Genomic DNA, 14,771 nt, shown 5'->3' on the forward strand with positions numbered 1-14,771 from the left:
CATGACATGGATCGGCAAACGGATCGTCGAGGTGCCCTGCACCGTCGAGATCGAGCAGACGCCCGAGAGCCTGCACGCCCACGTCACGCTGGATGCCGGCTTCGACATCGAGCCCGGCGACGAGGTGCAGGTCCACGACGCACCCACCGAGGTGCCCTACGGCGAGCGCCTCGTCGTGCGCCGCACCGCCACCGTCACCCGCGCCGGCCGCCTGGAGCGCGCCTGGACCAAGCTGATCGCCCATCTCGAGCTGACCGAGCTCTACGAGGTGAGCTTTTCCGAACGGAGGTCGCTGTGAACGCCAACGTCCAGCCCCCGGCGGGCACCCCGGTCCCGCGCCACCCGGTCAACGAATCGACCAAGGCCGCCCAGGAGACCACCTTCCTCAGCCCGCGCTTCTACACGACGGATTTCGTCGAACTCGACCGCACCGACGTCGAGCCGGTGCGCAAGGAGTGGGACATCCTGATCGAGGAGCTGCGCTCCGACCCGAACAAGCGCCACTTCACGCGCAACGAGGAGTTCGATTGCGACCTGTCGCATCTCGATCCCGAATTGCGGAAAGAGTTCCTGGACTTCCTCGTCTCCTCGATCACCGCCGAGTTCTCGGGCTGCGTGCTCTATGCCGAGATGCGGAAGCGCGCCAAGAACAAGGACATCAAGGAGCTGTTCGGCTTCATGAGCCGCGACGAGGCGCGCCACGCCGGCTTCATCAACGACACGCTCAAGGACTTCGGCATCGGCGTGGACTTGGGATTCCTGACGAAGGCCAAGAAGTACACCTTCTTCAAACCGAAGTTCATCTTCTACGCCACCTACCTCTCCGAAAAGATCGGCTACGCACGCTACATCACCATCTACCGCGAGCTGGAGCGCAATCCCGACCGGCGCATCCATCCGATCTTCAAATGGTTCGAGAAGTGGTGCAACGACGAGTTCCGCCACGGCGAGGCCTTCGCGCTCCTCATGCGGGCCAACCCGAAGCTGACTTCGGGCGTCAACCGCTACTGGATCCGCTTCTTCCTGCTCGCCGTCTACGCGACGATGTACGTGCGCGACCATTGCCGCCCGGCCTTCCACAAGGCGCTCGGCGTCGATCCGAGCGAGTACGACTTCAAGGTCTTCCGCATCACCTCGGAGATCTCGAAGCAGACCTTCCCGATCACCCTCGACATCGACGATCCGCGCTTCAAGGCCGGGCTCGACCGGCTGCTCGACTGCGCCCGGAAGATCTCGGAGGCGAAGGCGCAAGGCGGCGTCGCGGGCAAGTTGAAGCACGGCGTCCAGTCCCTGCGGGCGGCCGGCATCTTCGCCCGGCTCTACCTGCTGCCGGTCAAGGAGCACGCGATGCCCGCCGACATCCGCCTCCAGCCGGTCTGGTAGCATGGGCGACCTCGCCGCCCCGGCGCTCTTCGCCGTCCTGCTGTGGTGGGCCGCCACCGGTCTGGTGCTGGTGCTCCAGCACCGGCCGCGGCCGCACCATGCCCGGCTGATGCTGGCGGCGAGCGTCGGGCTGGCGGGCGCGTTCTGGGCGATCCGGGCGAGCGCGGGCGACCCCTCGGAGACCGGCGCCTATCTCGGCTTCAGCGCGGCGATCGCCGTCTGGGGCTGGCAGGAGATGAGCTATTATATGGGCTTCGTCTCCGGCCCGCGCCCGGTGGCCTGCGCCCCCTCGGTGCGGGGACTCGACCGGTTCTTCGCGGCGCTCGCCACCAGCCTGTGGCACGAATTCGCGATTGTTGCCGGGGGCTTGGCGATCCTCTGCCTCACCTGGGGGCAGGAGAACCGCATCGCGCTGTGGACCTACGCGCTGCTGACGCTGATGAACGCCTCAGCGCGGCTCAACCTGTTCCTCGGCGTGCGCAACCTGCATGCCGAGTTCCTGCCGGCCCATCTCGGCTACCTCGCCTGCTACCTGTCGCGGCGGCCGATGAACCCGCTGTTCCCGGTTTCCGTGACCCTCGGCACCGCGATCACCGCCCTGCTGATCCAGGGCGCGCTCGCGCCCGATAGTGCCGCCGGCGCCGCCACCGGCCTCACCCTGCTGGCGACGCTCGCGGCGCTCGCCACCCTGGAGCACTGGTTCCTGATGCTGCCGCTGCCCTCGGCGGCCCTGTGGAACTGGAGCCTGCCGGGGCGGGCCGCGCCCGCCGCCGACGCGCCGGAGGGCGGCGCCACGCCCCGCGATTGAGTTTGTCTTGTTTTCAGGCGGCCGCGAGAGCCGCGGGCACGGGAGGACGGCCATGGACTACGAAGCCTTCTTCGACAGCGAGATCTCCGGTCTGCACCGGGAGGGCCGCTACCGGGTCTTCACCGATCTGGAGCGGCAGGCCGGGCGCTTCCCCTACGCCACCCATCACAGCCCCGCGGGCGAGCGCGAGGTAACGGTGTGGTGCTCCAACGACTATCTCGGCATGGGCCAGCACCCGGCCGTGGTCGGCGCCATGCACGAGGCGATCGAGCGCTGCGGCGCGGGCGCGGGCGGCACCCGCAACATCTCCGGCACCAACCACTACCACGTGCTGCTGGAGCAGGAGCTGGCCGACCTCCACGGCAAGGAAGCGGCGCTGATCTTCTCCTCCGGCTACGTCTCGAACTGGGCGGCGCTCGGCACGCTCGGCGCGAAGCTGCCCGGCTGCGTGATCTTCTCCGACGAGGGCAACCATGCCTCGATGATCGAGGGCATCCGTTCCTCGCGCGCCGAGCGCCAGATCTTCCGCCACAACGATCCCGAGGACCTGAACCGCAAGCTGTCTCTGATCGAGCCCGGCCGGGCCAAGCTCGTCGCCTTCGAGTCGGTCTATTCGATGGACGGCGACATCGCCCCGATCGACGAGATCTGCGACGTGGCCGAGGCGCACGGCGCGCTCACCTATCTCGACGAGGTCCACGCCGTCGGCCTCTACGGGGCGCGCGGCGGCGGCATCTCCGAGCGGATGGGGCTCGCCCACCGGCTCGACGTGATCGAGGGTACGCTCGGCAAGGCGTTCGCGGTCCATGGCGGCTACATCACCGGCTCGTCGCGCCTGTGCGACTTCGTGCGCAGCTTCGCCTCGGGCTTCATCTTCACCACCTCGCTGCCGCCCGCGGTCGCGGCGGGCGCGGCGGCGAGCATCCGCCACCTCAAGGGCAGCAGCGTCGAGCGCGCCCGGCATCAGGAGCGGGTCGCGCGGGTGCGCCAGGCGCTGGACGCCGCCGGCATCCCGGTTCTGGCCAACCGCAGCCACATCGTCCCGGTGATGGTCGGCGATCCGGTGCTGTGCAAGGCGATCAGCGACAGCCTGCTCGACGAGTTCGGCATCTACGTGCAGCCGATCAACTACCCGACCGTCCCGCGCGGCACCGAGCGCCTGCGCATCACCCCCTCGCCGCTGCACTCCAACGCCGACATCGACCACTTGGTCGATGCGCTCAGCACGATCTGGGGCCGCATCGGCCTGCAGCGTCAGGCGGCGGAATAAAAACAGGGGGCGAGGCGCCCGATGCGTCCCGCCCCTTTCTCTTGCGTCGCGGCTCAGCCGATCAGGAAGTCGAGGTGCGAGACCGTCGAGACGCCCTTGGTATCGACCTGGGTTTTGAAGGTGTCGATGGTGGCGAACTTGATCGCCGCGGACCCGCCGAGGCCGTCCTTGTCGTAGTAGAGCGCGCCGGACTTGCTGTCGTAGAGCACCCGGTCGTTGGCATCGACCTTGGCGCCGAGCTTGCCGATATCCTTGAACTGCTCGGCGACGAGCACGCCCTTCGCATCGGCGGTGAGGCCGGCGAACACGCTTTTGGCCAGCTGGATCGTGTCGTCGATCACCTTGAAATCGGCCAGATGCGCGTCGTTGCCGGCGATCACCGCGCCCTTGGCGTTCAGGATGGCGGAATCGAACACGAAGGTGTCCTTGCCGCTCAAGCCGAACAGGATGTCGGCGCCCGCGCCCGCCTTGCTCGCCCCGCCGCCGTTGATGACGTTGGCCGCGGCGTTGCCCTTGATCGTGTTGGCGAACTCGTTGCCGGTCAGGTCGATCTTGGCGTTGTTCGTCAGCCGGGTCGAGACGTCCGCCGACAGGTTCTCGATCGACTGGCCGGCGGCGAGCTTGTAGCTCACCGTGGTGATCACCGAGTCTGTGCCGCGGTCCTTCACGGATTCGATCACCTGATCGAGGGCGTTGTCGACGCGGTAGGTGTCGCTGCCGGCGAGCCCATTCATCACGTCGGCGCCCGCCTTGCCGTCGATCCGGTTGTCGCCGGCATTGCCGGTGATGGTGTTCCTGAACTCGTTGCCGGTGAGCACGAGTTTGGCCGTGCCCTTCGCGTCGGCGGCCGAGAGCGCCTCGATCTCCTGCTTGGCCTGCAGGGTGTAGCTGACCCGTGCCTTGACGGTGTCCAGCCTGCCGCCGCCCACGATTTCGATCACCGTATCGGCGCTCGAATCGACGAAGTAGGTGTCGTTGCCCGCGCCCCCCTTCATCGTGTCGCCGCCGCCGAAGCCGTCGAGCGTGTCGTTGAACGTGGAGCCGATGAGCGTGTCGGCGCCGCCGAAGACGATGTCGCGCACCTCGGAGGCCGGCATGGTGATGTATTGGCCGGCCTGCTCCTGGGTGATCGAGAGACCCGTCACCGTGAAGGCCAGCTTGCCGTCGATATAGGTCGAGGTCGCCGTCGTGGTGCCGAGATAGGGCACGGTGCCGAACGGCGTGGTGGCGTAGACGAAGCCGAAACCCTTGATCTGGACCCAGGAGGTCAGGGCGAACTGCGCCTTGAAACCCCCGGCTCCGCCATTCGCCGCATCGGGAATGAAGATCGACGAGCGGATGTTCTTGTAGATGTCCAGGTTTGTGAAATCGGCGGCCTGATAAGCCGTAAAGGTTGCCATGATCGCGGTGCCCCCAATCGAGAATTGCGCTACCCGCTTCTTTTGAGGACGGCATATCCCCATGCGAGTCGGCGCCGACCGCCCACCTATAGAGAAGTCACCGTGGCTTGAATAGCGCGATCACTTGGAACAATCGGCGGCACTGTGCAAAGCCGCGGGATCGCTGCGGGGATGTGTTGTAAAGACGAGCGCCGACAAAGTGTACGGCGCGACGAATCAACGAAGGGATGCGTCAAGACAAAGGAAAAGGAAGCCGGATCGAACTCGGCTTTTCGCCGAACAACCCTTCGGGCAAATCAGGCAAGCGTTCGCGCTCGATCGCCTCGCCGAGGGATGGCCGGTGCCGTGTTTCGCTGGGATCGCAGGCCGGTCGGCCTCCCCGCGCATCGGCGGGGAGGGACGGGGATCACATCTTCTTTTCGAGGGCCGCCTTCACCTGCATCAGCTGGTCCCAGACCACGCCGGGGCTGGTGCCCATGGCCTCCAGGCCGGCGGTGACGCCCCAGTAGATTCCGAACAGGATCACCGGCACGAGGATCCAGCCCAGAATCTCCTCGCCGCGGTGGCGGGACCGGCGGCGGCGGCGGCGCTGCTCGCGGGCGGAGAGCTTGGGCTTCGGCGGCGGAGCGGGCGGCGTCGCGACCGGCCTGAGGGGCTCCTCCTGCGCGTCGCTCGTCATGCGTCCCCCATCTCACTCGACCCCGCGGCGCCGACATGGCCGCGAGGCCGCTCATATCCGCAAGGCGGCACGGGAAGGCAACCCGTGGCGCCAGAGCATCGTGCCGGATATCGTTATCCGGCACGATGCTCTCGGTTCTTGTGCCGCATCGGCTTTGTCCGAAAGCCGGTTCCCACCTTTCGGACCGATGCTTGAGGATCACACCTTCAGCGGCACCTTCGGCACGGTGCGGACGCCGCCGCCGCCGTTCGCGGGGCCGCCCTTGCCGCCGTCGCCCTTGGTCGCCTTCTTGCGGGGCGCGGAGCGGGGCTTGGAGCGCTTGTGGCGCTTGGCCGCGTTGGTCACGTCCTTCTCGGGCTTCGGCGTCACCGGGCCGGCCGGGAACTCGAAGCCGAGCGAACCCTTGCCGCGGGCCAGCACCTTGGCATCCTCGCCCTCGGGCCGCTGGAGCACGACGCGCACGGCGCCGCCGTCCTTCAGCTTGCCGAACAGCACCTCGTCGGCGAGCGGCGTCTTGATGGTGGACTGGATCAGGCGGGCCATGGGGCGGGCGCCCATGGCGTCGTCGTAGCCGTTCTCCACCAGCCAGTCGCGCGCCTCGTCGGACAGCTCGATCGTGACGTTGCGGTCGGCGAGCTGCGCTTCGAGCTGCAGGACGAACTTGTCCACGACCTTGGCCACGACCTCCTTCGGCAGGTGGCCGAACGAGATGATCGCGTCGAGGCGGTTGCGGAATTCCGGCGCGAACAGCCGGTTGATCGCCTCCACGTCGTCGCCCGACCGCTTGTTCTGGGTGAAGCCGTAGGCCGAGCGGGCGAGGTCCGAGGCGCCCGCATTCGACGTCATGATGATGATGACGTTGCGGAAATCGACCTGCTTGCCGTTGTGGTCGGTCAGCTTCCCGTGGTCCATCACCTGCAAGAGGATGTTGAACAGGTCCGGATGCGCCTTCTCGATCTCGTCGAGGAGGAGCACGCAGTGCGGGTGCTGGTCGATCCCGTCGGTCAGGAGGCCGCCCTGGTCGAAGCCGACATAGCCGGGGGGCGCGCCGATCAGCCGCGAGACGGTGTGGCGCTCCATGTACTCGGACATATCGAACCGCAGCATCTCGACGCCGAGCGACGAGGCGAGCTGCTTCGCCGCTTCCGTCTTGCCGACGCCGGTCGGGCCCGCGAACAGGTAGGCACCGATCGGCTTGTCGGGATCGCGCAGGCCGGCGCGGGCCAGCTTGATCGCCGAGGTCAGCGCCTCAATGGCGTTGGTCTGGCCGTAGACGACGCGCTTCAGGTTCTCGGTCAGGTTCTTGAGCACCACCGCGTCGTCCTTCGACACGGTCTTGGGCGGAATCCGCGCCATCGTCGCGATGGTCGCCTCGATCTCCTTGACGCCGATGGTGCGCTTGCGGCGCGCCTCCGGCACCAGCATCTGCGAGGCGCCGGTCTCGTCGATCACGTCGATGGCCTTGTCGGGCAGCTTGCGGTCGTTGATGTATCTCGCGGATAGCTCAACGGCAGCTTTGACCGCATCGGTGGTGTACTTGAGCTTGTGGAACTCCTCGAAATAGGGCTTCAGCCCCTTCAGGATCTCGATGGTGTCCGGCACCGACGGCTCGTTGACGTCGATCTTCTGGAACCGGCGCACCAGGGCGCGGTCCTTCTCGAAGTACTGGCGGTACTCCTTGTAGGTGGTCGAGCCGATGCAGCGGAGCGAGCCCGAGGCCAGCGCGGGCTTCAGCAGGTTCGAGGCGTCCATCGCGCCGCCCGAGGTCGCGCCCGCACCGATCACGGTGTGGATCTCGTCGATGAACATGATGGCGTTGGGGTGCGCCTCGATCTCCTTCATCACCTGCTTGAGGCGCTCCTCGAAGTCGCCGCGATAGCGGGTGCCGGCGAGTAGCGTGCCCATGTCGAGGGAGAACACGGTCGCGTCCGCCAGGACTTCGGGCACGTCGTTCTGGATGATTTTTCTCGCGAGACCTTCCGCAATCGCCGTTTTTCCGACGCCGGGGTCGCCCACCAGCAGCGGGTTGTTCTTCTGGCGGCGGCACAGCACCTGGATCGTGCGCTCGACCTCCGAGTGGCGGCCGATCAGCGGATCGATCTTGCCGTCCTTGGCCTTCTTGTTGAGGTTGACGCAGTAGGCCTCCAGCGCGTCGCCCTTCTTCTTCGGGCGCGCCTCGCCGTCCTCGCCGCCGCTCGGGCGCTCGGACGGGCTCTCGTCCTCGGCGCCGCGCACGGGCTTGGTCTCGGAGGCGCCGGGGCGCTTGGCGATGCCGTGGCTGATGTAGTTCACGGCGTCGTAGCGCGTCATGTCCTGCTCCTGCAGGAAGTACGCGGCGTGGCTCTCGCGCTCGGCGAAGATCGCGACCAGCACGTTGGCGCCGGTCACCTCCTCGCGGCCCGACGACTGCACGTGGATCACCGCGCGCTGGATGACCCGCTGGAAGCCGGCCGTGGGCTTGGCGTCCTGGCGGCCGTCGCCGGTGAGGTTCGACAGTTCGGTGTCGACGTACTCGACGAGGTTGCGGCGCAGCACGTCGAGTTCGACGTTGCAGGCCCGCATCACCGCCGCGGCGTCCTGATCGTCCACGAGGGCGAGCAGGAGATGTTCGAGGGTGGCGTATTCGTGGCGACGCTCACCGGCCAAGGCCAGGGCGCGGTGGAGGGCTTGCTCGAGGCTGCGTGAGAAGCTGGGCAATGCTCTGGCCTTCGCTGGATGCCTATTTCTTTTCCATAACGCACTGAAGCGGATGTTGGTGCTTGCGGGCGAAATCCATCACCTGCGTCACCTTCGTCTCCGCCACTTCGTAGGTGAACACGCCGCACTCCCCCACACCGTTCTGGTGGACGTGCATCATGATCTGGTAGGCGTCGTCGTGGCTCTTGTTGAAGAACCGCTCGACGACGTGAACGACGAACTCCATCGGGGTGTAGTCGTCGTTCAGGAGGAGAACGCGGTAGAGGCTCGGCCGTTTCGCCCGCGGCTTGGTGCGGGTGATGATGGCGGTGCCGGACCGGTCGTCGTCGCCCGGGCCCCGCGGGGTCGAGGCCGCGACGACGGGCCGGAGCCCCCGCTCCGCCCGCGATGCCGCGCCCTCCTGGATCGACGTGAGAGTCATCTGAATGTCAGCGACCTTGTTGGCGGTCTTTGGTGTCCGCCCCCGGCGGGAGCGGTGCCCTTGAGAGGCAATCTATAGGCCGAAAATCGAGTGCGCCAGTGAGGTGCGTGAAACTGTCCGGGCCTTGGAATGACGATTGCGCCGTGCGGGATTTTAGGAGGTGGGCCGATGAAGAGCGGACGAACGATCGAGATCGAGGTCGGCCGCGACCTGCGGGCAGTAGCGGCGGAGGTCGCCGAAGCCTGGAAGGCGGCAGGGGAGGGGGGAGCGGTCGCGGGCGATGACCGCATCGTCTTCCGGGATTGGGCCGCGCTCCATGCCGTCATGACGCCCAAGCGCTACGAGCTGCTGCGCCATCTCCGGCGCACGCCCGAGAGTGGAATCCGCGCGCTCGCCCGCGCCCTGAACCGCGACGTGCGGCGCGTCCACGAGGACGTGACCGCGCTCGCCGAATTCGGCCTCGTCCTGCGCGGCGAGGACGGGCGCCTGTCGAGCGAGATCGACGCGATCACCTCCACCATCCGGATCGCCGCCTGAATCGGGGCGGTCCCCAATCCTTCACACCCGCTTAACCCCTGAGGCGAAACGACGATCTCGTTTCCATGCTGCACAGCATTAACGCCCGCGTAACCGCGTTGCGCCTACCGTGACATCCAGAGAGTGCGGAATTCGGCCAGCCGGCCATCCGCGGACGACTGGTGCGAGCCGGGCCCGAGCCCCGGCGGTCGAGGCGAAGGTTTCGAGATGCGTGGCGTAGAAGGCCGGACCACGGGATCCCGTGCTGCCGCCGTCCTGCTCCTGGCGGCGGGCGTCCTCACCGCGGCGGCGGCCCCCGCCGAGGCGAGGAAGCGCGGCGGCCATCACCGCCCGGCGGGCGGCGGCTACAGCCCGCCCTACGCCGCCATGGTGGTGGACGTGAAGTCCGGCCGCACGCTCCACGCGGTCAACGAGGACGCGCTGCGCCACCCGGCCTCGATCACCAAGGTGATGACCCTCTACATGCTGTTCGAGCAGCTGGAGAAGGGCCGCTACGAACTCGATTCCGACCTCAACATCACCGCCAACGCCGCCGCGCAGGCGCCGTCGAAGCTCGGCCTGCGCCCCGGCTCGACCATCACCGTCGAGGAGGCGATCAAGGCGCTCGTCACCAAGTCGGCCAACGACGTGGCCTGCGCCATCGGCGAGAACATCGCCGGCTCCGAGCCGCGCTTCGCCGAGATGATGACCCGCAAGGCGAAGTCGCTCGGCATGAGCCGCACCAACTATTCCAACGCCTCGGGCCTGCCCGATCCGGACCAGATCACCACCGCCCGCGACCTGACGATCCTGGCGCGCGCCATCCAAGACCGCTTCCCGCGCTACTACCGCTACTTCCAGACCCGCTCCTTCGCCTTCCGCGGCCGGGTCATCGGCAACCACAACCGACTGCTCGGCGCGGTCGAGGGCGTGGACGGCATCAAGACCGGCTACACCCGCGATTCCGGCTTCAACCTGATGACCGCCGCGAAGCTCGGCGACCGCCAGATCGTCGCGATCGTGCTCGGCGGCAAGTCCGGCGCCAGCCGCGACCGGATCATGGCCGACCTCGTCCGCTCCAGCCTGCCGCGCGCCTATGCCGGCGCCCGCCAGACCGCCCCGGTCACCGAGGTCGCCGAGCGCGGTCGCCCGGCGGTCATCGCCGAGGCCGGCTCGCGCACCCGCACCGAGATCGCCTCGGCCGAGGACGACGAGGTCGAGACCACCAGCTCGACCAGCATTTCCCCGCCCGCCACCACGACGCCCGGCATGCGCCGCCCGGCGCTCCAGGCGATCCCCGGCGCCGCCCAGGCCTATGCCGGCTCGGCCGCCCAAGCGCCCTTCCCCTCGTCCGGTGGCAAGACCACCGCGCGGCTCCCCGCCGTCGAGGGCGTGGCCTCCCGCGCGGAAGCCCCGCCGAAGGATGCCCGCTCCGACGCCTTCCGCCCGGTCACGCCGACCCCGTGGGTGATCCAGCTCGGCGCCATGGACGACGAGGACAAGGCCAAGTCGATCCTCTCCGACGCCCGCAGCCGCACCGTGGCGCTCGCCAAGGCCGCCCCCTACACCGTCCGCGTGACGCATGGCGGCACCACGCTCTACCGCGCCCGCTTCTCCGGCTTCACCGAACAGGGCGCCGCCCAGGACGCCTGCGCCGCGCTGAAGAAGAACGGTTTTACCTGTTTCGCCACCCGCAGCTGAGTTTTTTCCAGAGTTCCCACCGCGTCATCCGACGCGTGCTCTCCTCCCCCTTGCGGGGAGGAGTTGGAGGTGGGGGTGGTGCAGGAGGCACCGTAACCGCCTCATCCTGATCGACCCCCACCCCTGACCCCTCCCCACTGGGATCGGGCCTGCCCGATCTGGGCAGGCAAGGAGCGGATCTCGGGCAAGCCCGGGATCCGTGGGGAGGGGAAGGCCCGTCCGTTCGACGGCGCCAAAAATCCCAAAACAATCTGACAACGCGCGTGGAGTATCAGCGATGTCGGTCCAAAAGCCTGTCCCGCGCCGCGTTGAGGCGCGCCGCCCGTTCGACGCTGCCGCCCTGGTCGGGGTGGGCGCTCTTCATCAGCGCCCGATGGGCCGCCCGGACCTGCTCCAGGGTCGCCCCGCGCTCAAGCCCCAGGACCTGATAGGCCTCCTGCTCCGACATCGTCCCTGGCTGCGCCGGGCGGCCCGGCCGCGGGTGCGCATCGCCATCAGCGTCTACACGCCAGCCGGGATGCCGGCGGTCGAGATACGCCTGTAGCAGCCCCGCGCCCTCCGGGTCGTTGCCGGCCAGCAGCAGCGACAGCTCGGCGAGGTCGGCGGGCGGCACCTCCGAGAAGCGGCGACCGGAAAAGGGGCCGACGAAGACGTGGCCGTCGAGCGGCGCACCGTCGGGCGCGAAATCGAGTTCGACCGCGGCTGTGCGCCGCCGCTCGGGCTTGGGCTTGCCGCGCAGGCCCGGAATCCGCTGGAGCACGCCGTCGCGCCCCTCGTGCAGCCACACGCCCGCGAGCCCGATCACGCCCGCGAGCACGAGGCTGCCGCGCAGCGACAAGAGGAAGGCCGCGGCGAAGGCGGCGTAGCCGGCGAGCCGGCGCGGGGTGAGCCCGAACGGAAGGCGCCCGCCGCTTCGGCCGAGCCACCAGAACCCGACGAGCGCCAAGAGGCCGAGGGCGATGAGCATTTTTTCGTCTTCGTCCGGTTCGGCCCGCGGGTAAAGCGGCTGCGGAGCCGCGGGCGGTCACGACCGCGGGCTTACAACCGCGACTGCGCCACATCCGCCGTCGTCACCCGCACGGTCCGCACCCGCCCGTCGCGCTCGACCAGCAGGTTGACCGGCTTGTCGAGCCCGGCATCCTCCACCACCGCGGTGAGGTCGGCGAGCCGGTGCACCGGGCGGCCGTTGGCGCCGACGATGACGTCGCCGATCTCGCCGGTGCGGCGGTCGATGCCGGCAAGGCCGGCCTGCGCGGCGGGCGAGCCCGGCAGCACCTGCACCACCACCACGCCGTCGATGCCGAGCCGGGCCGCGGCCGCCTCCTGGCCGGCGATGATGCCGATGCCGGGGTTGCGCACGCGGCCGTTCTTGATCAGGTCGGGCACCACGCGGTTGACCACATCGACCGGCACCGCGAAGCCGATCCCCGCGCTCGCCCCCGAGGGCGAGTAGATCGCGGTGTTGACGCCGATCAGCCGGCCCGCGGAATCGAGCAGCGGCCCGCCGGAATTGCCGGGATTGATCGCCGCATCCGTCTGGATGACGCCGGCGAGTTCGCGCCCCTCCTGCGTCGGCAGGCGGCGCTGGAGGGCACTGATGACGCCAGTGGTGAGCGTGTGGTCGAGCCCGAACGGGTTGCCGATGGCGAAGGCCGACTGCCCCACCTTCAGGTCGCCGGAGGTGCCGAGCGCGAGCGGTGGGGGCATCTTGGCCACGCGCCCGAGCTGGAGCACGGCGAGGTCGTAGCTCTTGGCGGTGCCGACGAGGCGCGCACCCACGACTTCGCCGGAGGCGAGCCGCACCGAGATCGAGCCGCCGCCCTTGGTCGCGCCCTCGACCACGTGGTTGTTGGTGACGACGTGGCCCGCCGCGTCCCAGACGAAGCCGGTGCCGGTCTGCGAGCCGCTGCCGCCCTGTTGCTGCCGGCCGTCTTCTTGCCCGTACTGCCCGAACTCGTCGTCCGGCTCCATCAGCGACTGCCCGCGGGCCGCAGTCTGGGCGAAGACGTGGACCACCGAGGGCGAGGCGCGGGCGAACAGATCGACGGTGGATTTCTCGAGCGCCGAGAGGTCGCCCCGCGCCGTCACCGCGCGCGGGCTGTCGGCCGAATAGAGGAAGGCCAGGATGTAGGGCTGCGCCACGAAGGCGACGAGCAGGCCCAAAGTCACCCCGAGGGCGATGCGCACGAAACGATCAGGCACCGGACGGTTCTCTGAAGACGGTCGGGCCGGCCTCGGCACCGAATCTGGGCTTAGCTGTGTCGGGTGTGGCCGGCTTTCAACGAATCCCCGTTTTCCAGACCGGTCCGGGAGGGTGCGGCAGCGCACGGTCACGCTGGCCCCGCGAGGGTAACCACTTGGTCACTGTTTCCCAGCAGTGTCGAAACACTGATGAAAAAGCATCGGTGGGCGGGTGCGGACCAATCCTTGGCCAAACCAAGGCAAGGTCGGCGCGAGGAACTGCGACGAAACGGTGACCACTCGGACGACGAGCACCCGAATTGATCGCAAAGCCGCCCCAGAGATGCTTGGATCACACTGGAAGCTCTTCGCAGATCGGCGCGATGACTCGGATCGCCGCGACGGTTCTCTGCGGACGCCCATAGTTCGGAAGGAAGAACAAGAGATGGAAACCGAAGCTCTCGAACGACCTGCAGACCTCACCATCTGGCGCACCCTGCCGGCCTCCTCGCCGCTGGCCCAGCCGCTGCGCTACGACACCCTGCGCGAGGCGCTGCTCGCCGCCCAGGGCGCGATGCGCGACCCGGCCCAGCAGCCTTGGATCATCACCGAGGAGGGCGAGATCCTCTCCCCGAACTGGATCCGCACCTACCTCAACTGATCGAGCCGCTTGTAGCGCGGGATCGGCGTCAGATGCCGGGGGGAGCGGCCTCCGGCATCGGCCCCGGCCGCCTGACGCGAGTCGAGCCAGACACGATATACACCACAGTCCGCCGTGGTGTGATTGCAAAACCGGATCGCCTCACCATAATGAGAGGCGAGGATCCGCGAGTGGCTGCTCGCGGGTCCTCTTGTTAGACTTATGGTTTACAGAGCCCGAGCGTGATGGTCACCGACCACTCACCGCTCGGGTTTTTCGTGATGGTGATCCGCAAGAGCGGAAACATCAGCACATCGCTCACCCCCTTCCCGTCTGCCTACTCGAACGATGGCGGTCGGCTAAGCCGCCATAAGCTCCGCGAGCCACGGAGCCGTCGCGACGGGAAGGTTTGGTCCAACGGTGCGATTGTAGCGACCGACGGTAAATTTTCACCATCGTGGCGTGAGTCCGGTGTCACGCCGTTTACGGGGTCCGATTGGACGAACGCCGCGCTTTGGCATTGTCTGCCCCCCACACCGCGCGAACCAGTCGCGGATTCGTGATCCCGGGGGAGGGGGCGTGCAGGCCGGCATCGAGCAAGCCAAGACGGTGCGGTGCGTGCAGCGCGAACTCGCTCGGCTCGACGGGTTGATCGCGCGGGCTCGCTATAAGCGAAGAATCTTCCGCACCCTGCGTGGCGGCCTCGGCGCCGGGGCGACGTTGCTGGTGCTGCTCAAGGCCAAGGTCGCCGCCTCGCTCGGGCTGAAGCTGGCGATCGCGGGCGTGGTCGGGCTCGGGCTGGCGTGGCCGGTCGCCGTGCTGGTCTTCGTGTTCGTGGCCGGGCTCGTCGTGACGATCCTCGGGGCGCTGATGGGGGAGGGCGGCATGAGCGCCGCCGACTTCAGCCCCTCGTGGGATGGCGGCTGCGAGCGCGCGCGGATGAGGCGGCTCAAGGCTCTGATCGCGCTGCGCCGGGCGTGGCTCGCGGCGCCCGCGGGGCCGGCGCCGAGCATCCGCCGCGATCTCGGGAGGCGCTTCCTCACGAAGAAGCGGTGAGGGGCCTCACCGCCCAATG

14 protein-coding genes are annotated in these 14,771 nt (G+C 68.3%); 8 read left to right on the plus strand and 6 right to left on the minus strand.

Going from position 1 to position 14,771, the window contains the following annotated elements; all coding sequences use genetic code 11:
* Position 1: 1 nt before the first annotated feature.
* The 4 genes from AAHG03_RS23185 to hemA are packed head-to-tail and all read left to right on the plus strand — an operon-like array spanning position 2 to position 3,461.
* Entirely contained in the window at positions 2-298 is a 297-nt protein-coding gene (locus AAHG03_RS23185) for a hypothetical protein (RefSeq protein ID WP_342153572.1), read from the plus strand.
* Positions 295-1,383, plus strand: a complete 1,089-nt coding sequence (acsF, locus tag AAHG03_RS23190) for a magnesium-protoporphyrin IX monomethyl ester (oxidative) cyclase (RefSeq protein ID WP_342153573.1) — start codon at positions 295-297, stop codon at positions 1,381-1,383. Before AAHG03_RS23185 ends, acsF begins: the two co-directional genes overlap by 4 nt.
* A 1-nt stretch (position 1,384) precedes the next feature.
* The gene (gene puhE, locus AAHG03_RS23195) at positions 1,385-2,191 is read left to right on the plus strand and encodes a putative photosynthetic complex assembly protein PuhE (protein WP_342153574.1); all 807 of its coding nucleotides are present in this window, start codon (positions 1,385-1,387) and stop codon (positions 2,189-2,191) included.
* 52 nt (positions 2,192-2,243) lie between these two features.
* A complete protein-coding gene (gene hemA, locus AAHG03_RS23200; protein WP_342153575.1) occupies positions 2,244-3,461 on the plus strand; it encodes a 5-aminolevulinate synthase in 1,218 nt (405 codons plus the stop codon).
* 53 nt (positions 3,462-3,514) lie between these two features.
* Here hemA and AAHG03_RS23205 read toward each other — a convergent pair whose 3' ends face one another.
* The 4 genes from AAHG03_RS23205 to clpS form a co-directional block, all read right to left on the minus strand.
* Positions 3,515-4,861 carry a calcium-binding protein gene (locus tag AAHG03_RS23205; RefSeq protein WP_342153576.1) on the minus strand — a complete coding sequence of 449 codons (1,347 nt, stop codon included), beginning with the start codon at positions 4,859-4,861 and terminating at the stop codon, positions 3,515-3,517.
* A gap of 406 nt (positions 4,862-5,267) precedes the next feature.
* Positions 5,268-5,540, minus strand: coding sequence for a hypothetical protein (locus AAHG03_RS23210; RefSeq protein ID WP_342153577.1), 273 nt, complete (start codon positions 5,538-5,540; stop codon positions 5,268-5,270).
* 198 nt (positions 5,541-5,738) lie between these two features.
* Positions 5,739-8,237, minus strand: a complete 2,499-nt coding sequence (gene clpA, locus AAHG03_RS23215) for an ATP-dependent Clp protease ATP-binding subunit ClpA (RefSeq protein ID WP_342153578.1) — start codon at positions 8,235-8,237, stop codon at positions 5,739-5,741.
* 22 nt (positions 8,238-8,259) lie between these two features.
* Positions 8,260-8,658 carry an ATP-dependent Clp protease adapter ClpS gene (gene clpS / locus AAHG03_RS23220; protein ID WP_056249844.1) on the minus strand — a complete coding sequence of 133 codons (399 nt, stop codon included), beginning with the start codon at positions 8,656-8,658 and terminating at the stop codon, positions 8,260-8,262.
* Positions 8,659-8,826: 168 nt separating this feature from the next.
* On the opposite strand from clpS, the gene AAHG03_RS23225 reads away from it, so the two are divergent.
* Together AAHG03_RS23225 and AAHG03_RS23230 are read left to right on the plus strand one after the other, a co-directional pair.
* Entirely contained in the window at positions 8,827-9,195 is a 369-nt protein-coding gene (locus AAHG03_RS23225) for an HVO_A0114 family putative DNA-binding protein (protein ID WP_342153579.1), read from the plus strand.
* Positions 9,196-9,402: 207 nt separating this feature from the next.
* Entirely contained in the window at positions 9,403-10,875 is a 1,473-nt protein-coding gene (locus AAHG03_RS23230; protein WP_342153580.1) for a D-alanyl-D-alanine carboxypeptidase, read from the plus strand.
* A 271-nt stretch (positions 10,876-11,146) separates the two neighbouring features.
* On the opposite strand, the gene AAHG03_RS23235 is transcribed toward AAHG03_RS23230, so the two are convergent.
* Both AAHG03_RS23235 and AAHG03_RS23240 read right to left on the minus strand, forming a co-directional pair.
* Positions 11,147-11,842, minus strand: coding sequence for a J domain-containing protein (locus AAHG03_RS23235; protein ID WP_342153581.1), 696 nt, complete (start codon positions 11,840-11,842; stop codon positions 11,147-11,149).
* Positions 11,843-11,913: 71 nt separating this feature from the next.
* Complete coding sequence (locus AAHG03_RS23240) at positions 11,914-13,077, minus strand: S1C family serine protease (protein ID WP_342153582.1); 1,164 nt, start codon at positions 13,075-13,077, stop codon at positions 11,914-11,916.
* 424 nt (positions 13,078-13,501) lie between these two features.
* Between AAHG03_RS23240 and AAHG03_RS23245 the strand changes: the two genes are divergently transcribed.
* Entirely contained in the window at positions 13,502-13,717 is a 216-nt protein-coding gene (locus AAHG03_RS23245) for a hypothetical protein (protein ID WP_056243391.1), read from the plus strand.
* A gap of 558 nt (positions 13,718-14,275) precedes the next feature.
* A complete protein-coding gene (locus AAHG03_RS23250; protein WP_342153583.1) occupies positions 14,276-14,752 on the plus strand; it encodes a hypothetical protein in 477 nt (158 codons plus the stop codon).
* Positions 14,753-14,771: the final 19 nt, after the last annotated feature.

Source organism: Methylorubrum subtropicum, from assembly GCF_038442325.1.
GTDB lineage: Bacteria > Pseudomonadota > Alphaproteobacteria > Rhizobiales > Beijerinckiaceae > Methylobacterium > Methylobacterium subtropicum.